At 64.3% G+C, this 18,192-nt stretch carries 17 protein-coding genes; 8 read left to right on the forward strand and 9 right to left on the reverse strand.

Going from position 1 to position 18,192, the window contains the following annotated elements:
* The first annotated feature begins 70 nt into the window (after positions 1-70).
* The 7 genes from pheS (at position 71) to LV28_RS33925 (ending at position 9,654) form a co-directional block, all read left to right on the forward strand.
* Positions 71-1,084: a phenylalanine--tRNA ligase subunit alpha gene (gene pheS, locus LV28_RS33895; protein WP_023595511.1), complete on the forward strand. Its 1,014-nt coding sequence runs from the start codon at positions 71-73 to the stop codon at positions 1,082-1,084.
* Positions 1,085-1,169: 85 nt separating this feature from the next.
* Entirely contained in the window at positions 1,170-3,608 is a 2,439-nt protein-coding gene (gene pheT, locus LV28_RS33900) for a phenylalanine--tRNA ligase subunit beta (RefSeq protein WP_023595512.1), read from the forward strand.
* 62 nt (positions 3,609-3,670) lie between these two features.
* Positions 3,671-4,063 carry an integration host factor subunit alpha gene (locus LV28_RS33905; RefSeq protein WP_023595513.1) on the forward strand — a complete coding sequence of 131 codons (393 nt, stop codon included), beginning with the start codon at positions 3,671-3,673 and terminating at the stop codon, positions 4,061-4,063.
* A gap of 79 nt (positions 4,064-4,142) precedes the next feature.
* A complete protein-coding gene (locus LV28_RS33910) occupies positions 4,143-4,544 on the forward strand; it encodes a MerR family transcriptional regulator (protein WP_023595514.1) in 402 nt (133 codons plus the stop codon).
* A gap of 307 nt (positions 4,545-4,851) precedes the next feature.
* Entirely contained in the window at positions 4,852-7,122 is a 2,271-nt protein-coding gene (locus LV28_RS33915) for a putative bifunctional diguanylate cyclase/phosphodiesterase (protein ID WP_023595515.1), read from the forward strand.
* Positions 7,123-7,564: 442 nt separating this feature from the next.
* Positions 7,565-9,148: a sensor domain-containing diguanylate cyclase gene (locus LV28_RS33920; protein ID WP_081326853.1), complete on the forward strand. Its 1,584-nt coding sequence runs from the start codon at positions 7,565-7,567 to the stop codon at positions 9,146-9,148.
* A gap of 260 nt (positions 9,149-9,408) precedes the next feature.
* The gene (locus tag LV28_RS33925; protein ID WP_023595517.1) at positions 9,409-9,654 is read left to right on the forward strand and encodes a hypothetical protein; all 246 of its coding nucleotides are present in this window, start codon (positions 9,409-9,411) and stop codon (positions 9,652-9,654) included.
* Between the two features lie 85 nt (positions 9,655-9,739).
* Here LV28_RS33925 and LV28_RS33930 read toward each other — a convergent pair whose 3' ends face one another.
* From LV28_RS33930 to LV28_RS33945, 4 genes are all read right to left on the reverse strand, one after another.
* Positions 9,740-9,934 (reverse strand): rubredoxin, encoded by a 195-nt coding sequence (locus LV28_RS33930; RefSeq protein ID WP_023595518.1) that lies wholly within the window; start codon positions 9,932-9,934, stop codon positions 9,740-9,742.
* A gap of 86 nt (positions 9,935-10,020) precedes the next feature.
* A complete protein-coding gene (locus LV28_RS33935) occupies positions 10,021-10,338 on the reverse strand; it encodes a hypothetical protein (protein ID WP_023595519.1) in 318 nt (105 codons plus the stop codon).
* Positions 10,339-10,779: 441 nt separating this feature from the next.
* Positions 10,780-11,103 carry a hypothetical protein gene (locus tag LV28_RS33940; protein ID WP_038617853.1) on the reverse strand — a complete coding sequence of 108 codons (324 nt, stop codon included), beginning with the start codon at positions 11,101-11,103 and terminating at the stop codon, positions 10,780-10,782.
* Between the two features lie 75 nt (positions 11,104-11,178).
* Positions 11,179-11,661, reverse strand: a complete 483-nt coding sequence (locus LV28_RS33945; protein ID WP_147291571.1) for a hypothetical protein — start codon at positions 11,659-11,661, stop codon at positions 11,179-11,181.
* A 298-nt stretch (positions 11,662-11,959) separates the two neighbouring features.
* On the opposite strand from LV28_RS33945, the gene LV28_RS33950 reads away from it, so the two are divergent.
* Positions 11,960-12,193 carry a DUF3717 domain-containing protein gene (locus tag LV28_RS33950; RefSeq protein WP_023595522.1) on the forward strand — a complete coding sequence of 78 codons (234 nt, stop codon included), beginning with the start codon at positions 11,960-11,962 and terminating at the stop codon, positions 12,191-12,193.
* Positions 12,194-12,251: 58 nt separating this feature from the next.
* On the opposite strand, the gene LV28_RS33955 is transcribed toward LV28_RS33950, so the two are convergent.
* The 5 genes from LV28_RS33955 to LV28_RS33975 all read right to left on the reverse strand — a co-directional run bounded on the left by LV28_RS33955 (position 12,252) and on the right by LV28_RS33975 (position 17,932).
* A complete protein-coding gene (locus tag LV28_RS33955) occupies positions 12,252-14,885 on the reverse strand; it encodes a sensor domain-containing protein (RefSeq protein ID WP_038617847.1) in 2,634 nt (877 codons plus the stop codon).
* A 281-nt stretch (positions 14,886-15,166) separates the two neighbouring features.
* A complete protein-coding gene (locus LV28_RS33960) occupies positions 15,167-15,385 on the reverse strand; it encodes an RNA-binding S4 domain-containing protein (protein ID WP_023595524.1) in 219 nt (72 codons plus the stop codon).
* A gap of 94 nt (positions 15,386-15,479) precedes the next feature.
* Entirely contained in the window at positions 15,480-16,061 is a 582-nt protein-coding gene (locus LV28_RS33965) for a TMEM175 family protein (protein WP_023595525.1), read from the reverse strand.
* 48 nt (positions 16,062-16,109) lie between these two features.
* A complete protein-coding gene (locus tag LV28_RS33970; RefSeq protein WP_255315167.1) occupies positions 16,110-17,315 on the reverse strand; it encodes a GGDEF domain-containing protein in 1,206 nt (401 codons plus the stop codon).
* Positions 17,312-17,932 (reverse strand): flavin reductase family protein, encoded by a 621-nt coding sequence (locus LV28_RS33975; protein ID WP_023871614.1) that lies wholly within the window; start codon positions 17,930-17,932, stop codon positions 17,312-17,314. Before LV28_RS33975 ends, LV28_RS33970 begins: the two co-directional genes overlap by 4 nt.
* Between the last annotated feature and the right edge of the window lie 260 nt (positions 17,933-18,192).

The raw sequence follows: 18,192 nt of genomic DNA on the forward strand, positions 1-18,192 counted from the left end.
GCCTGCTTTTTCGTACGCTTTTTTGCTTGAACATGCGGCCATTCGACCGCCTAACTTGAGTCTGTAGCATATGGATCTGGAACTTATCGTCAGCGAAGCGCAGCGTGCGTTCGCCGCCGCTCCCGACGCCGCCGCGCTGGAAAACGAGAAAGCTCGCTTTCTTGGCAAGACCGGCCAACTGACCGAGTTGCTCAAGGGCCTCGGCAAGCTCGATCCCGAAGCACGCAAGACCGAAGGTGCGCGGATCAATGCGGCCAAGCAACAGATCGAAGGCGCGCTGCAGGCGCGCCGTCAGGCCATGGCCGACGCGCTGCTCGACGCGCGACTGTCCGCCGAAGCCATCGACGTTACCCTGCCCGGCCGAGGCCTGGGCGCCGGTAGCCTGCACCCCGTGCTCACCACCTGGGAGCGCGTCGAACAGATTTTCCGTTCCATCGGTTTCGACGTGGCCGACGGCCCCGAGATCGAAACCGACTGGTTCAACTTCACTGCGCTGAACAGCCCGGAAAATCACCCGGCCCGTTCGATGCAGGACACTTTCTACGTCGAGGGCAACGACGACGCCGGCAAGCCGCTGCTGTTGCGCACGCACACCAGCCCGATGCAGGTGCGCTACGCGCGCATGAACAAGCCGCCCATCAAGGTCATCGCGCCGGGTCGCACGTATCGCGTTGACTCGGACGCCACGCATTCGCCGATGTTCCACCAGGTCGAAGGCCTGTGGATTGCCGAAGACATCAGCTTTGCCGACCTCAAGGGCGTGTACACCGATTTCCTGCGCAAGTTCTTCGAGCGCGACGACATTCAGGTACGTTTTCGCCCGTCGTACTTCCCGTTCACCGAACCGTCCGCCGAGATCGACATGCAGTTCGAGACCGGCAAGAATGCCGGCAAATGGCTGGAGATCTCCGGTTCGGGTCAGGTCCACCCGACCGTGATCCGCAACATGGGCCTCGACCCGGAGCGCTTCATCGGCTTCGCATTCGGCTCGGGCCTGGAGCGTCTGACGATGCTGCGTTACGGCGTGCAGGATTTGCGCCTGTTCTACGAGAACGATCTGCGCTTCCTGCGCCAATTCATGTAATCGATGCCGAGGCCCCGGGCTGGCGCGCCAGATCGCTGCCGCCGGGCATTCGGAAGTGAAGTCTTAACTGCGAGCGAACTGATCCATGCAATTCTCTGAATCGTGGCTGCGTACCCTGGTCGACCCGGATTTGTCGACCGACGCGTTGGCGCATGCCCTGACGATGTCCGGGCTCGAAGTCGAGGAAACCAATCCCGTCGCCCCGCCGTTTACCGGCGTGGTGGTGGCCAAGGTGCTCGAGGTGTCGCGTCATCCGGATGCTGACCGCCTGAACGTTTGTCAGGTCGATGCCGGCACCGGCGAGACGCTCACCATCGTGTGCGGTGCGCCGAACGTGGCGCCGGGCATCAAGGTGCCGTGCGCCACGGTGGGTGCGGCGCTGCCGCCGGCGCAAGCCGGCGATGCGCCGTTCCAGATCAAGGTAGGCAAGCTGCGCGGCGTGCAGAGTTTCGGCATGCTGTGCTCGGCGCGCGAGCTCAAGCTCTCCGACGACCACGCGGGTCTGATGATCCTGCCGGAAGACGCGCCGGTGGGCATGAACATCCGTGAATATCTCGACCTCGACGACACGGTGTTCGTTGTCAAGCTCACCCCCAACAAGGCGGATTGCCTGTCGCTGCTCGGTGTGGCGCGTGAAGTTGCCGCCATCACCGGGGCGCCGCTCAAGGATCTGCCGGGGCAAGGTGCGCAGCCGGCCACGATTGCCGACACGTTGCCGGTGCGCATCAGCTCGCCGCAGGGCTGCGGACGCTTCGGTGGCCGCATCATCCGCAACGTGAATGCCGCCGCGCCGTCGCCTCGCTGGATGGTCGAGCGTCTCGAGCGCGCGGGGCAACGCAGCATCTCTGCGCTGGTGGACATCACCAACTACGTGATGCTCGAACTGGGGCAGCCGCTGCACGTCTACGATCTGAACCGACTGCAAGGCGGAATCGACGTGCGCTTCGGGCGTGCGGGCGAAACGCTCAAGCTGCTCAATGAACAGACCGTGGCGCTCGACGAGAGCGTGCTCGCCATCACTGATGCCAGCGGCCCGATCGGTCTTGCCGGCATCATGGGGGGCGATTCGACCAAGGCCGGTTTGCAGACGCAGAACATCTTCCTCGAGGGCGCCTTCTTCTTCCCGCAGGCCATTCAGGGCCGTGCGCGCAAGTACAACTTCACCAGCGATGCGTCGCACCGCTTCGAGCGCGGCGTGGACTTCGCCGGCAACGTACGTGCGCTGGAGCGTGCCACGCAACTGGTGCTCGAGATCTGCGGCGGCCAGGCCGGTCCCCTGGAGGATCAGGTGGCGCAGCTGCCCGAGCGCGCACCGGTGAAGATGCGTGTCGCACGAGCCGTCAAGATCCTGGGTGTACCGGTCTCGGAGCAAGAGATGAGTGCCATCTTCACGCGCCTTGGCTTGCCGTTCACGCTGGAAGACGGTGTGTTCGAGGTCGCTCCCCCGTCGTATCGTTTCGACATCGAGATCGAAGAAGACCTGATCGAGGAAATCGCGCGCATTTACGGCTTCGACCGTATTCCGGCCAATCCGCCGGTGGCCGCGAGCGAGATGCGCCCGACGAACGAAGGTCGTCGCTCGCAGCATGCCGTGCGGCATGCCGTCGCGGCGCGCGATTATCACGAGACGGTCGGCTTCAGCTTTGTCGACATGGAGTGGGAAGCCGACTTCGCCGGCAACGACAATCCGATCAAGCTGCTCAACCCGATCGCCAGCCACCTCGCGGTGATGCGCTCCACGCTGATCGGCAGCCTGATCGCGACCGCGCGCTACAACCTGAACCGCAAGGCCTCGCGCGTGCGCGTGTTCGAGATCGGTCGCACCTATCATCGCGACAATTCGGTGGCGTCGGGCGAACTGAGCGTTGCCGGCTACCGCCAGCCGCTCACCGTCGCCGCGCTCGCCTATGGCCCGGCGCTCGAGGAGCAGTGGGGCGCCCCCGCGCGTCAGGTGGACTTCTTCGACGTGAAGGGCGACCTCGAGGCATTGCTGGCACCGCGCACGGCGCGTTTCGTGAAGGCCGAGCACCCGGCGTTGCACCCGGGACGCAGTGCTGCCATCGAAGTGGACGGCAAGCGCGTCGGTTTCATTGGCGAGTTGCATCCGCGGTGGCAGCAGAAATACGACCTGCCGCATGCGCCGGTGCTGTTCGAGATCGAGGCCGAGGCACTGTTCGCCCGCGATGTCGCGAGCTACGAGGAAATCTCGAAGTTCCCGCCGGTCACGCGCGACATTGCGCTGGTCGTCGATCAGTCGCAGCCGGTGCAGGGATTGCTCGATGCCATGCTCGCGGCACGCCAGGACGATCCGGCATGCAGCATCGTGCAAACGGTGCGGCTGTTCGACGAATTCCGGCCGAAGGCCGGTGCCCCGTCGGGCTCGCTGGGCGCGCAGGACAAAAGCGTGGCGTTTCGTGTTACTCTGCAAGACCCCTCGGGTACGTTGCAGGACGAGACGGTCCAGGGCGCCATTAACGCACTGGTAAAACGGGTAGAAGGGTTCGGCGCGCGCTTGCGCGGTTGAGGCCCGGTAGAAATCCGGTTGCGAGTGGGTTATCGCACTGTCATCGCCATCGCGTGGGACGTATGAACGAAATGAATCCTGGTGAATTTGAAGCCATGCTCGCAGCGCAGCGCATCGCGCTGGGCCGCAGCGAAATGAACGAGGTCTCGACCGAAGCGCCGACGCTGACGAAGGCCGAACTGGCGGAGTTGCTGTTCGAACACGTCGGTCTGAACAAGCGTGAAGCGAAGGATATGGTCGAGGCGTTCTTCGAATCGATTCGCGATGCGCTTGAATCGGGTGACAGCGTCAAGCTTTCCGGCTTCGGCAACTTCCAGTTGCGCGACAAGCCGCAACGACCGGGTCGGAATCCGAAGACTGGTGAGGCCATCCCGATCGCCGCGCGTCGCGTCGTCACCTTTCACGCCAGTCAGAAGCTCAAGTCGATGGTGGAGTCTGGCGTTCTGAGCAAGTAAATCCCGGCCGCCGCATTCTGTGGCGGCCGCTGGTTTTTCGTCCGCAATTTAACCGTCGTCCCATTCTGCTCGCGCTGCGATGGATCACGTTGCCTTGCCGCCGATTCCCGCCAAGCGTTACTTCACCATTGGTGAGGTGAGCGAACTGTGTGGCGTCAAGCCTCACGTCCTGCGCTATTGGGAGCAGGAGTTCACGCAGCTGCGTCCGGTCAAGCGGCGGGGTAATCGACGGTACTACCAACATCACGAAGTCCTGCTCATCCGGCGTATCCGGGAGTTGCTCTACGAGCAGGGGTTCACCATCAACGGCGCCCGCAACCGGCTGGAGGCCGATTCGCCGCGCGGTGCGAGAGCGTCAGGCGTGGCCGGTGCGACGGGGCAGGGCGAGTCGACCCAGGACACCGCGACGGCCGAGCCCGCTCTCGATGTTGGCGATCTGCGCCGGCGTCTCGAATCGATCATCGATCTGCTCAAGTCCTGAGCCGCCGACCGGCCGGCGGCCTTCCCGTGTCCGCAACCTCGGGATTGTCCCAATGCGGCACTCGCCGAACTGTCCGTAATCCGAGATATGACACGCTGCAAGGCGGGCTGGCGCTCGTCCGTTCGGATGGGCCCGACGATTCCTTCGACCAAGAAGGGCGGAGACGACTTCCGGGGGCGCGGCGATTGCCTTACACTTGCCGGAAACAGGGGCACCTGTCAGCGATGCCTTTCCGGATCCTTATGACAACCGGGCCATCACAGACCTCTTTTGCGCGGGGGCGCGAAGGCTGAAAGGATCTCCACCTATGGCGGAACCGAGCACGGCGGAAATGCGACACGGTCGTTGGACAACGTCCTATCGCTCGATCGTCGCGATCCTGATTTTCGGTTTGCTGATCCTGATCCTGCTTTGGACGGCGGTGCTTTGGCGCGTCTCCATCGAGTACAAGGCGATTCTTCGCGACGCGGCGGCGTCGGCCTCGACCGTGGCATCCGCCCTCGAGCAGCAAACGCTGCGCGCGATTCGCCAGGTCGACCAGACCACCCGTTTCGTGAAGTACGAGTACGAGCACCGTCGCGGCGAATTCGATCTGCATCGAACGCTCAGCGAGGGCATCGTTGCCGACCGGTTCATGGTGCTCGTGAGTCTGGCGGATGCCAATGGCGATGTGTTCGCCACCACGCTGCCGGATGCCGCACGTGTGAACATCGCCGATCGCGAGCATTTCCGGGTGCATTTGCAGAGCGCGAGCGATGGCCTGTTCATCAGTCATCCCGTGTTCGGTCGCGTATCGCGCAAATGGGTGCTCCAGTTCACCCGGCGACTGAATCGCCCGGACGGCTCGTTCGCGGGCGTGGTCGTCGTGTCGCAGGAACCGAGCTACTTCACCAGCGATTTCTATACCAATGCCGTGCTCGGCCAATTCGGCCAGATCGCCGTGATCGCGGACGATGGTGCGTTGCTCGCGCGCAGCACGGGCGCGAGCGTGGCGATCACCGGCACGGGCGAGCTGCCGCCGTTCACGCCGGAGCAGCGAATGTCAGGCGTGCAGCGCGATCCCATCGACGGCATCGAACGCATCGTGGCGTACCGCCATCTGCGCGACTATCCATTGGCCGTGCAAGTGGGACTGTCGATGGACGAGGAACTGGCGGAGTACCGCCATGTCGAGCGGGTTTATCTGACGATGGCGACGTTCGTGTCGGTCGCGCTCGTGGTTTTCTTCGGGATGATCGCGTACCTCATGCAGCGCCTCATTGGCCGGGATCAACAGCTCACGCGGCTCATCTCGTACGATGCCCTCACCGGATTGCCGAATCGATATGCGCTGATGGAGTCGCTGCGCCGGGCGCTTTCCACGACAACTCGCGTGGGCAAGGTTGCGCTGCTGCACATCGATCTCGACAACTTCAAGAGCGTGAACGACACGCTCGGTCATGCGCAGGGCGACGACATCATCCGACAGGTCGCCGAGCGATTCGCGCCGCGCATGCCCGCCGAGGCCATGCTCGCACGTTTTGCCGGCGACGAGTTCATGGTGCTGCTCGAGGGCGACGATGCGCCGGCGCAAGCCGAACCGCTCGCCAACACCTTGCTCGCTTCGCTCAAGGCGCCGATGGTCGCCGACGGCACGTCGTTCGCCCTGCACGCGAGTATCGGCGTCGCGTTCTGGTCGAAGCCGGACGAAACCGAAGCCGACCTCATCAAGAAGACGGACCTGGCGATGTACTCGGCGAAGGAGGCCGGCAAGAGCACCGTGCATGTCTATACCCAGGAGATGACGTATCCGGCACACCAACTGGTCGTGTGGGAGCGTCAGATGGAACAGGCGCTGGCGAACAACGAGTTCTTCCTCGCGTACCAGCCCATCATCGCGCTTGGCGCCGATTGCGTCTGCGGCATGGAGGCGCTGATCCGCTGGCGCCATCCCGAGCGCGGTGTGCTCGCGGCGGGCGAGTTCATCCCACTGGCCGAGACCACCGGGCAGATCGTGGCGATCGGCGAGTTCGCGCTCACCCAGGCGTGCCGTCAACTGGCGGCCTGGCGCGGCACGCCGATGGCGTCGCTGAAGCTGGCGGTCAACGTGTCGTCGGTACAGTTCTGGCGCGGCGACATTGGCGAACTGGTGGAGCGTCTGATCAAGGCTTACGAGATCGAGCCGAATCGCCTCGAACTGGAAATTACCGAATCGGTGATGATCAAGAACCCGGCGCTGGTGGAAATGAAGATCCAGCAATTCAAGCGGGCGGGCGTGCGCATCGCGCTCGACGATTTCGGCACGGGGTATTCATCGTTGTCCTATCTGACGCGTTTCCCAGTCGATACGCTCAAGGTCGATCGCTCGTTCGTCGAATCGATTCCCGATTCCTCGCGCTCGTGTCTCATGATTTCCAATATCGTCAATATTGCGCGTTCGCTCGGGATCGAGCTGGTTGTCGAGGGGGTGGAGAATGACCGGCAATTGGATTGGTTGCGCCATTTCGTTCCGCTTTGTGCGCAGGGTTATCTATTCTCCCGGCCGGTGGAAATCGGGCAAATGGATTCGGTAATCGAACGGTTTGGGATTTGCCAATAAAGCAGTTGAAATCCAAATACCATGTATTCGCCTAGTTAATAGATTAAATAGGGCTTCAGAATAAATCGATTGCTTGCTGGTTTTTCGTGCGGATCGACCGTCGGAGTGCTATAGAATCACGAGGTTATCGCGACGCATGTGCGCCCGCGTCAAACGGGACGGAGCCGGGCGTGGCGGGGCGTCAACAGCCGGCAATTGTCAGGGTGGACCATTGCCGGGTAGTCAGGATCCGAAGGCGCGGGGCGCGACAAGCCGGGGATCGGGAACGAGGAAAAGGGTTCGACGCGCAGACCAGAATTGGCAGACATACGCCGGCACCACGAATGCCGATCGCGACCAGTGATGCTGTCCGGGGAAGATGACAGAAACGCGATTCGAAAGAGGCGATGCCCTTGCCAACGTAACAAGTGAAAAATAATAGAACGAGCGTTTGATTTTCGGAATGAGGATAAGGCATTGGCTTTATGCCGCCTGTCTCTCGGCTGGCGTGCTGGTCGCCTGCTGGGTCGCGGCGGACCGAACCGCCACGTCGCTGGTCGGCGACAAGCTTGCGCAGAGTGTCGACGCCGGGCAAATGGTGGCCGATCGGGTTGCCGACGGCATGGTTCACGCGATCAATACTGATCTGGCGATGGTGCGGGCCATCCCCTCGACCTTCGCCGAGGTGGATCTGCTGCGCGATGTGCTGCGTGCGTCGCAGGACGGCGGCCCGTCCCCCGATACGGTCATGCGCGCCAACGAGTTTCTGCGCGGCGCGCAGGGCTACTTCGGCGTGGACCGCATCTGGGTGATCGACGCGCATGGCGCTTGCGTGGCGGCCAGCAACTTTCGCGACACGCCGTCGCCGGTCGGCCAATCGGTGGCCGGTATGCCGTACGTGAGCCGTGCATTGCTTGGCGGGCGTTACGAGGGTTACGCCGCAGGTTGGGAGCCCCGGTCGCCCGGTCTCTATTTCAGTGCGCCCGTATACCGCGAGGGCGAGCTGATCGGCGTGGTAATGACGAAAATCGGGCTACTGCGCCTGCGTCACTGGGTCGGCAGCGGCGAATCATTCATCACCGACGGCAATGGCGTGGTGATCATGAGCCACGAACCGCGCTTCGAAAATCGCTTCGCGCTCGATGGCAAGCTCGGTTCGTTGACCGACGACGAGCGCCTGGCCCTGTATCAGCGTCAGGCGTTTGCCCGCATGCCGATTTCGCAATTCCGGCGCGCCCCTGGGCGCGCGAACGCCTGGGTGCCGCAGGCGCTGCTCGAGCGCATGTCGGCGTTCGACGACCAGCCCAAGCCGTTTGTAATCGCATCCAGGCCGAGTTCCAGCAACGACCTGATCGTCTACGCGGTCGAGGGCGTCGATGCCTGGGAGGCGCTCACGCGCCAGCACGCGAAGGACCTGGCGCTGTGCTTCCTGCTGTACCTGGGCGGCGCGGTCATCCTGGCGCTCGGCGGATGGATCTACTGGCGCGAGCGGGTTCAACACCGCCAGGTGCGCCAATCCAACGAAGCATTGCGCGCCGCGAATCATCAACTGGCATTCGAGGCCAGTTACGACGAACTGACCGGCAGCCTCACGCGTCGTTACTTCTTCCATCGCTTCGAGCAATTGCTGGAGGCGGCGCAGCGCAAAAACGAGCCGATGAGTCTCATCGTGGCCGATCTCGACCACTTCAAATCGATCAACGACACGTACGGTCACGCGATCGGCGACCAGGTCCTGTGCCGGTTCGTGCTGGTGTGTTCGTCGACGCTGCGTGGCGACGATCTGATCGGTCGGATCGGTGGCGAAGAGTTCGCGATCCTGCTGCCCGGGGCGAGCGAGCGCGATGCGCTGCGCGTGGCCGATCGGATTCGAGAGCGCTGCAAACGCGAATCTGTGGAAGGCAGCGAACCGCCGCTGCGTTTTTCGTCGAGCTTCGGCATCACGGAGTGGCAGGACGAAGACTCGCCGATGAACATGGTCGAGCGCGCCGACATGGCGTTGTATCGCGCGAAACGGGCCGGGCGAGACCGTTGCTGGGTGTTCTGAAGTCTGCGCGCGCCCCGGGCGCGTGAGAGGCGTCGAGGCGTCGCCGTGAATCTCGGCGCGGCCGCCTTGCTTGCCGACGCCGCTGCAAGCACAACTCCCATGTGGTTACCAATGTCACGTTTGGTAACCAAAGAGCTATGCCTTCCCGCGCATTTCAGCGGAACTTCCGTGTCTAATTCGTCAAGCCGCGCGGTGGTGACCGACTTGCCGTCAACCTTTGCCGCGCAAGACTCGACATCCAAACTGCGGGAGACATTATCGTGAAACGTTTACTCATGCTGGCGGGCGGGGTTGCCGTCGCCATGACGATGGCCGGCTGCGTGGCCGTGCCTTATGGCGCGCCGGCGTATGGCAATGCCTACTACGACAACTATGGCTATGCGCCGGGCTATGCCGTGGCACCGGCCCCGGTGGTGACATTCGGCGTCTCGGGAAGTTATTACCGTGGCGATTACGACCGTGGCTGGCGGGGGCGCGGTGGGCGCGGCTGGGGCTGGCGTCATTGACAGCGGTGACATGCGTCGCCGTGTCGGCAGCAAAATCGTAACAGACGGAACCGCGGCGCAACGCAGGCGAGCGCCGCGGCCGCGATCAGAACTCCGACAGCGCGAAGTCGGCCTTGGAGACGTCACATTCCGGGCAACGCCAGTCGTCGGGTACGTCGCTCCAGCGGGTGCCGGGCGCGAGGCCGTCGTTCGGCGCGCCTTCGGCTTCGTTGTAGATCCAGCCGCAGATCAGGCAGATCCAGTTCTTGAATTCGGTGGGAGTGTCCAGCGTGGTGGTCATGATGTCGGGTCAAGGGGAAAACTTTCGCGACCCGCATTGTAAGGCACGCGCCGGTTGGCGCCGGCGCGCGCATGCGGTGTTTCTGCTCACCAGTGGATCTGATTGAGGAAGATCGGTGCCATCTGGGCAAGTGAGTTGAGCAGCGACATGGCGGTGTCGCGATGGGACACCTCCTTCCACAACCGGCTTTCCTTGATGACCCGGTCGCGATCTTCCGCGGTTTTCACGTCGGGCGAACGCAGTGTCTTGATCAGATCGATGACGGACGCGCGGTCAACGGTTTCCGTGACCGAGTGGTGCGCGAGCAGATCGTCGAGATGCAAGCGTTCCGCTTCCGTCCCGGTCGTCGCCGACGACGGATCAGGCGTTGCAGCAGGCACGGACGGCTTGTCGGATTGGGTCATACGAGTCGGTCTCCCGAAAGTCACTGGAAAGCGAGACGGCGCAGCATGTGAAAGCCGGCGAGGCTCCCGCGTCATGCATGGCGAGGTATCGCATGTCTCCATCATAGGCCGAATCCCATGCGCTGCGAACCCTGCAATCCCGGGGAGCGACACCTCGACGCACATCCCTGCCTGACAGGTCGGTGCCGTGTCAAAGCCGTGACGCGGCGGCACAGAAGCCTGACCAGACGTCAAGCGCAAAAAATTTATCCAGGGTTGATGCCGAAACGGGCAATCCTCTTGACAGCCTGTGCCTGTGGGCGTTTCGAGAGGAGGGTGGCGGGTTATCCAGTGGGTTATCCACAGAAGCTGTGGGTAACTCGCCATCGACACATCGGGCGTCGACCGTGTCGATGGGATGACCTGTGCGTGACACGTCATCCTCCCCGGCTGGGCGTTACGTCAGCGAAGCAGTGGACGCAACATGAGCAAGGCGAAGAATAGCGCGACCCCCACCGGCAGCAGTCCGGTAAAGAACGCCGGCCACGGCGCACGACCGCGGCGACGGGCGCCGAATGACGAGATCAGTCCGGCGCAAAGACAGAGCACGCCCACGGCCCAGGTCGGGTTCGGGTGCTTCAGCACCCAGGCGGCAGCCGCCAGCAATCCGACCCAAGCCAACGGTAAAGCGCCCGGCGGCGGCGGGGTGACGCCAGCGGGTTTGGCCTGCGTTCGCGGGGCGGCCGGGTTCGTATTTTCGGGCAAATCGGGGCGTTTGTCGGGCATCGGGATTCCGGAAATGCGCGCGTGACGGGGGTGTCTCGCGAAAGCCGCAGCATAGCAAACGTGAAGGCCCCATGCTCAGGAGGTATGCCTGGGCAAGCCCGGCGGTGAAGGATGGCCGAACGCCGCGGACGCGATGGAGGTGACGGAGGCGGGGCGCGTGTCCGTCGCCGGGGCACGGACATGCCAGACCGAGGTGGGATCGCTGATGCGGGTCGGTGCGAACGCGGGAGGCGTGGCGCAGCGATTATCCAGATCGACATATTGCCTGAGGCGCCGAACGTTCCGAACGTCCTGGCCGTCCGGCGCATTGAGGCCGAGTGGCGCGACGAGCGCGCCAGCGGCGGCGCTGGACGGCAGGTGTACGGCAACGCAGGGCTGATGAAAGAGGTCGACCGGCGTCGGGCCGGCGGGTATCGACTGGGCGCGCACACTCGCGGAACCGATCGCCAGTATCAGGCCTCCGACCATGAGGCCGAGCCGCGAAGCGGTGGCGCAGGGGGCGTCGGCTACATGACGAATGTCATGGCACGGGGAACGCTCGAGGTGTCTCGGCGGCATGGTTCGCTCCGTCGGGGCGGACGTTGACGATCGCGACGTCGCGCCTCGCGAGGAGGACGCCGCGTGTTCGCACATTCGCAAGCCAATTTCATGCCGGAGTGCGCAAGCCAATGATTTTCTTGGGAATTTGTTGTTGTCCGGCGCGCGTTTGCCGATCGACCTGCGGGAGATGTTGCAGTTCCGAAACGTGCAGCCGAGAATCGACCCAACCGCCATTCGATGCGAAATGGCATTCTCCGATGCGCCAGATACTGTATATAATTACAGTATCCCCCTCTACGGCGAGACAGAACCTCACATGAAAGCCAATTACTCCATCGCCGACATCGAGCAGGCGATCAACTACTGGACGAGCCATCAGGCAGCGGACAGCAACCTGTCATTGTGCAAGTCGGCCCGCGCGCTCGCCAACGTGTATGGCGAGATGATCTACCGGCGTGCGACGAGCGTTGCGGCCGAATCGCTCAATGCCGAGCAGAGTCAGGCCCTCGAGACGGCCCTGCACCAGATGGAGCTGGGCCTCGCGCCGTGATCCGGACGCGGCACGGTCGCGCGAATGGTGCGCAACGCCGGCGGGACCATCGCGACCCTCATGATGAAAGGGGCGGCGACGCGAGCCGCATGGACCAGCGCTCCAGCCAGCGCTCCAGATCCCCGGCGGACAGGGCGGGCGAGAACAGATACCCTTGGCCGACGCGGTAGCCTTGCGCAACGAGCACATCGCGCTGGGTCTCGTCTTCGACCCCCTCGGCCACCACGGTCAGATGCAAGCTGTGGCCGATGCCGATGATGGCGCTGGTCAACGCGCGCACCGTTTCGTCGCGCGTGATGTCATGCACGAAGCTGCGGTCGAGCTTGAGCTCCGACACGGGCAGACGTCGCAGATAGCCCAGACTCGAATACCCGGTGCCGAAGTCGTCCATCGACATACGCACGCCCATCGCGTGCACTTCGTCGATAATGCGCAGCGTGCTCGGGTTGTGATCCATCAGCACGCTTTCCGTGATCTCGATGGCCAGGCACGACGGCGGCAATCCGTGATCGGCCAGCGCCTGCGCAATGGTGCGCGGCAGTTCGTGATCGTGGAAGTTGGTGGGCGACAGATTGACCGACACGTTCGCGATGCCTACACCGCGACGGCGCCAATCGGCCAGTTGCCGGCAGGACTCACGCAGCGTCCACGTACCGAGCTCCCCGATCAGCCCGCATTCCTCCGCCAGCGCGATGAAGCGTGACGGCGGCACGTCGCCGTATTGCGGATGAGGCCAGCGCGTCAGCGCCTCGGCACCGTACACGGTCTCGTCGAGCAGGTTGATCTGCGGTTGGTAGAACAGTTGCAGTGTTCCGCGGCGCAGGGCCTCGCGCATGGCGGTTTCCAGCTCGAGCCGCTCCTGCGCGTGAATGTTCATGTCCTCGCTGAAGAACCGAACGCTGCCGGGGCTGGTCATCTTCGCCTGATACATCGCCATGTCCGCGCGTTGGAGCAGGATATCGAATTCCCTGCCGTGGCTCGGATACAGGCTGATGCCGAAGCTGCCGGACGGTGCGAGGGTCACCCCGTCGACCTGGCAGGGTGCGTTGAGCGCGCTACGCATACGCTCGATGGCGATGTCCAGGCGCTCGGGGTCGCATTCGGTGAGCACGGCCACGAACTCGTCGCCCGACAGGCGCGCCACGATGTCCGCGCCGCGCAGCGCGCGACGCAGACGCTGCGCGATGGTGCGCAGCAGAACGTCGCCCGCCTGATGGCCCAGCGAGTCGTTGACCTGCTTGAATCGGTCCAGGTCGATGAAGATGACGGCCATGCGCGTGCTCAATTCCGTCGCGCTGGCGATGGCCTGCGCCGCGAGCACGTTCAGCATGCTGCGATTGGGCAGGCCGGTGAGGCTGTCGGAGAACGCCAGCTGGCGGATGCGCGTGCGCGACTCGTCGCGCTCGAAGGCCAGCTTGCAAAGATGCACGCACACGTCGACGAGGCGCTCGTGCAGCGCGTCGGGACCGCGCGGCGTACGGTAATAGAAGGCGAGCACACCGAGCACACGTCCATCGTTGGCGATGATCGGCATGGACCATGACGCAGCCAGGCCGAACTCGGCGGCCATGTCGCGGAAATTGGCCCAGCGCGGATCCGTGGCGATATCGGTCACGACGACCGGTCGCGCCTGAAACGCCGCGGTGCCGCAGGTGCCCACGTTCGGGCCGATGGCCAGGCCGTCGATCATCTGATGGTAACGCGCGGGCAGGCTCGGCCCCGCTTGCGGACGCAACCGTCCTTCGGCGTCGACCCGAACGACCGAGGCCATGACTTCCGGGGCGATCTGTTCGAGTTCGCGGCAAACGAGCGTGAGCACTTCCACGAGGGGCGCATCGCGCACCATGGCGGCGAGCGCCTTGTGCTGGAGCACTTCCTGAATCTTCGACTGCGTGATGTCCGTGAACAGCACCACGGAATGCGCGAGTTCGCCGTTCGCGTCGAGAATCCTGTTGGTCACCATCGACACCCACAGCGGTTGATGCTGCGCCGTGCGCACGAGCACTTCGCAATGGCAACTTCGGCCATCGCGGGCGGAGAGCATGCACCCGACCAGCGCCTGCTTGACGTCCACGGCCGCCGCGCCGTCGGACGGCTCATCGGTCGACATCTCACCGAACGAATTGCCGACCGACTGGCCCACGACATCCTCGGCCGCATAGCCGAACATGCGAGTGAAGCCGGCATTGACATAGCAGACGGTGCTTTGCGCGTCTGTGATCAGCACCGCGTTGTCGGTCTCGTCGACCCCGAGCGAGAGCAGATGCAGACGCGCGTCGTCGGCCGCCTGGCGCGCCACGCGTGCCGTCACGTCGACGGTCAGCTTGATGACGAAGGCAAGCTCGCCGGCGTCGTCGAATACGGGGTTGTAGGTGGCCTCGAGCCAGATGGGCTGTCCATCGCGTCTGCGGCGGCAGACCTGTCCGGTATGGGAGCGCCCGGAGCGCAGGACTTGCGTGAGCGCGTCGCCGCAGGTCGGGTCGTCCGGTGCGCACAGCAGCGTATGGGGTTGACCGAGCAGTTCGTCGCGGGTGTAGCCGAACTCGCCGAGCAGCTTGTCGTTGACGCCGACGATGATGCCGTCCGGCGTCAGCGTGAGCATGCCCAGCGAGTGATCGAGCGCCGCGAGCAGCGCCTCGCGTCCGGGCGTGGGATTGGCGCCGGCGGTGGACGGTGAACCGCGCACGACCATCGAAAGGACCTCCTCGGACGTCCTGTGGACATTGTCGGATGTGACTGGGGCTGACACGCCAAAAAACGCTTTCAAGTATAGCGACCTGCAACGGCAGGCTCACGTGGGAGAAACCGGGAGAGCGTCACGGGGGTGACGCCGCCCCGGGCAGCGGGCGATCGGCGCAGTGGGGCGCCGATTGCCACGTTTTCAGCGGGTCGGACGGCCTCGGGTGGCCATGGGCAAACTCGGAAACAATGTCTCGAACGAAGGCGAACGAAGGCGAACGGGCCTGGACGGCCTCAGGCGCCCCTGACGCGAATGCGCACCCCGTCAACCGAAACGGTCTGGCCGGCGCGGATCTTGCAGGTCTTGCGGGTCTCGATCCGGCCGTCGACGCTCACCGCGCCATTGGCCACCATGACCTTGCCCGCACCGCCGGAATCCACCACACCGGTGAGTTTGAGAAGATCGTTCAGCGCGACGAATTCGCCGGTCAATTCAAAAGTAACGTTTTGCATGATGGTGCGGATACTACGTAAAAACCCAACGCGCGTCGACAGCCGCCGCGCATCGTCCGGGTGCCGCTGAATTGGAGGGCGAGGAAGGTCGAACCTATCGCTCGAGCACATGCTCGATCCGGCGGTCCGGAATCAGCCACACGGCGGCGACCAGCGCATACAGCGCGAGCGACACTTCCGGTATCACGAACGCCAGTCCAATGGCCACGGCATAGACGAGTACCGACATCTTGCCCTTGAAGTCGCGGCCCAGCGCGGCGGCCAGCTTCGTGTTGCCGCCCTCGCCATGCACCGCGAGCAACGCGCGCGTGAGGATGTAGTACGCGACGGCCGCCATGAACAGGACCACGCCGTAGAGCGCCGTCGGCCACGCGGTGAAATGATTCTCGCCCAGCCAGTGAGTGACGAACGGAATCAGCGAAAGCCAGAACAGCAGGTGCAGGTTGGCCCAGAGCACGCCGCCCGAGACTCGCTGCACGACGTGAAAAAGGTGGTGATGGTTGTTCCAGTACAGTCCCACGTAGACGTAACTCAGGATATAGGTGAGGAACGTCGGAGCGATCGGCAACAGATCGGCCAGCTCGCTGCCATGCGGCGCTTTCATCTCCAGCACCATGATCGTGATGATGATGGCGATTACGCCATCGCTGAAGGCTTCCAGTCGGCTCTTGCCCATGCGTGTCCAGGTGCTTGCGGATCGAGGATAGGTATTACAGCGTCGGTATTACAGCGCGGCCACGCGGTTGCGCCCGGCCTGCTTTGCGGCATACAGCGCGCGGTCGGCGCGTTGGAGCACGGTGCCGAACTCGGCGTCGTCGGGTGCGAGACCGCCCACGCCAATGCTCGCGGAGAAGCGTATCGGCGCATTGGGGCCGGGCACGCTCGCACCGCCAATGGCCGTGAGCAATCGCTCGGCCGCCTGCATGGCGCGTTCGGCATCGGCGTCGGGCAGCAGCACCGCGAATTCCTCGCCCCCCAGCCGCCCGATCACGGTGTCCTTGCGCAGCGTGGCGCGCAGCACCACCGTCAGTTCGACAATGACGCGGTCGCCGACGGCATGCCCCCAGGTGTCGTTGATCGCCTTGAAGTGATCCAGGTCGAGCATCAGCACGGCCAGGCGGCGCTGCTGTGCCCGGGCTGCCGCGAACTGGCGCTCGGCCTGCAGGAGAAACGCGCGGCGATTCAGCGCGCCGGTGAGCGCGTCGCGCATGGCCATGTCGCCGAGCACCTGATTGACCCGGCGCAGTTCCAGCTCGTCGACGACCAGCACCGACAGGTCGGCGAGCAACGCGCGTTTCTCGTCGTCGAGCGTGCGCGGTTTGCGATCGATCACGCACAGCGTGCCGAGGCGATGCCCCTGTGGCGTACGCAGCGGGGCGCCCGCGTAGAAGCGGATGTTCGGTTCGCCCACGACCAGCGGGTTGTCCGCGAAGCGACGGTCCGCGCGGGCGTCGGGTACCACCAGGACTTCGTCGTCGAGAATCGCGTGGGCGCAGAACGCCATGGAGCGCGGTGTCTGTTCGGCTTCCAGGCCCTGACGGGCCTTGAACCACTGCCGCGACTCGTCAATTAGCGAGACGAGCGAGATCGGTGTGCCGAGCACGTACGACGCCAGCCGCACGATGCGGTCGAACGCGGGTTCGGGCGGGGTGTCGAGAATCTCGTAGCGACGCAGGGCGGCGAGGCGCTCGGCCTCGTCCGGATGGGAGTGGAAATTCAGGGGATCTGTCAATGTCGACACTCGATCGATAGCCTCCGTGACGCCGTCAATTCTGCCGCGCCCGCCCTCGCTTGGCAATCGCGGCGCCGCCGAACGTGCCGCGCCCGGCATGTGGGCCGTCCGCCACAGCGCCTGAGCGGCCAGCCGCTCGTCCTCGGGGGAGGGGGGCAAATGCCCGGCGTCGGCCGGGGCGCAAAGAGCGAGTGTCATGGCTTGACTTCGAACGCTTCGCCGGTCTCGAAGAAGTTGCCGCCGGCAATGTAGTGCAGGCTTCGCAATCCTCCCGATCCGCCCGATCCGGCGGATTCACCGGTCGCACCGGTCGCACCGGTCTCATCGGTCCCGAACTGCCAGCGTCCGTCGCGAAAGGCGCGCGGATCGGCCCAGGCCGCCACGACTTCGCCGAGAAACAGATCGTAGCGCTCCTGGTTGTGCGGCTCCGGAATCACGCGGCATTCCAGCCATGCCAGGCAGCCCTCGATGAGCGGCGCCCCGATCTGCGAACCGCTGAACGCCCGCACCCCGGTACCCGGGGCGAACTTGTCGGTATCGCGCCCGGAGATCGAGCCGACCGCGAGTGTCTCGCGTGCGATGGCGCGTGCCGGCACGTTCAGCGAGAACTCGCCCGAGGCGTCGACCAGCTCACGCGTGAGCGTATTGCGATCGATGACGACGGCGATCTTCGGTGGGGAAAAGTCCACCGGCATCGACCAGGCGGCGGCCATCACGTTCCGGCGCCCGGCATGGGCGCTGCCCACGAGCACGGTCGGGCCGTGATTGAGCAGCCGGTAGGCTTTGGGGAGTGCGACGGGCAGACGTTCGGTCATGATGGGCGCTCGGCAGGCGAAGTAAAGGATCAGGCGGCCCATGATAGCGCGCATCGGCACGCTGCCGGCGGCGCTTGACGCGACGGCTGACATCCGAAAAAGGCGGCCCGCAGGGTGAGCTGCGGGCCGTACAAACGGCACGGTGCGGGGAGCGCGTGCCGGATCAGATGTGCTCGCAGTATTTCATGCGTTCGTCCCAGTCCGGTCCCCATGCGCGTGGGATGGCATCACCCCGGTCGCCCCGATCGCCCCGATCGCCC

The organism is Pandoraea pnomenusa (assembly GCF_000767615.3).
In the GTDB taxonomy this organism is placed as follows: Bacteria; Pseudomonadota; Gammaproteobacteria; order Burkholderiales; family Burkholderiaceae; genus Pandoraea; species Pandoraea pnomenusa.

Bases quoted from the DNA above. Each gene is read 5' to 3' on its own strand.
- LV28_RS33915 (WP_023595515.1), top strand. From the start codon at position 4,852: ATGGCGGAACCGAGCACGGCGGAAATGCGACACGGTCGTTGGACAACG.
- LV28_RS33950 (WP_023595522.1), top strand. From the start codon at position 11,960: ATGAAAGCCAATTACTCCATCGCCGACATCGAGCAGGCGATCAACTAC.
- LV28_RS33920 (WP_081326853.1), top strand. From the start codon at position 7,565: ATGAGGATAAGGCATTGGCTTTATGCCGCCTGTCTCTCGGCTGGCGTG.
- LV28_RS33945 (WP_147291571.1), bottom strand. From the start codon at position 11,661: ATGCCGCCGAGACACCTCGAGCGTTCCCCGTGCCATGACATTCGTCAT.
- LV28_RS33930 (WP_023595518.1), bottom strand. From the start codon at position 9,934: ATGACCACCACGCTGGACACTCCCACCGAATTCAAGAACTGGATCTGC.
- LV28_RS33975 (WP_023871614.1), bottom strand. From the start codon at position 17,932: ATGACCGAACGTCTGCCCGTCGCACTCCCCAAAGCCTACCGGCTGCTC.
- LV28_RS33935 (WP_023595519.1), bottom strand. From the start codon at position 10,338: ATGACCCAATCCGACAAGCCGTCCGTGCCTGCTGCAACGCCTGATCCG.
- LV28_RS33910 (WP_023595514.1), top strand. From the start codon at position 4,143: ATGGATCACGTTGCCTTGCCGCCGATTCCCGCCAAGCGTTACTTCACC.
- pheT (WP_023595512.1), top strand. From the start codon at position 1,170: ATGCAATTCTCTGAATCGTGGCTGCGTACCCTGGTCGACCCGGATTTG.
- LV28_RS33955 (WP_038617847.1), bottom strand. From the start codon at position 14,885: ATGGTCGTGCGCGGTTCACCGTCCACCGCCGGCGCCAATCCCACGCCC.
- LV28_RS33905 (WP_023595513.1), top strand. From the start codon at position 3,671: ATGAACGAAATGAATCCTGGTGAATTTGAAGCCATGCTCGCAGCGCAG.
- LV28_RS33960 (WP_023595524.1), bottom strand. From the start codon at position 15,385: ATGCAAAACGTTACTTTTGAATTGACCGGCGAATTCGTCGCGCTGAAC.
- LV28_RS33970 (WP_255315167.1), bottom strand. From the start codon at position 17,315: ATGACACTCGCTCTTTGCGCCCCGGCCGACGCCGGGCATTTGCCCCCC.
- LV28_RS33940 (WP_038617853.1), bottom strand. From the start codon at position 11,103: ATGCCCGACAAACGCCCCGATTTGCCCGAAAATACGAACCCGGCCGCC.
- LV28_RS33965 (WP_023595525.1), bottom strand. From the start codon at position 16,061: ATGGGCAAGAGCCGACTGGAAGCCTTCAGCGATGGCGTAATCGCCATC.
- pheS (WP_023595511.1), top strand. From the start codon at position 71: ATGGATCTGGAACTTATCGTCAGCGAAGCGCAGCGTGCGTTCGCCGCC.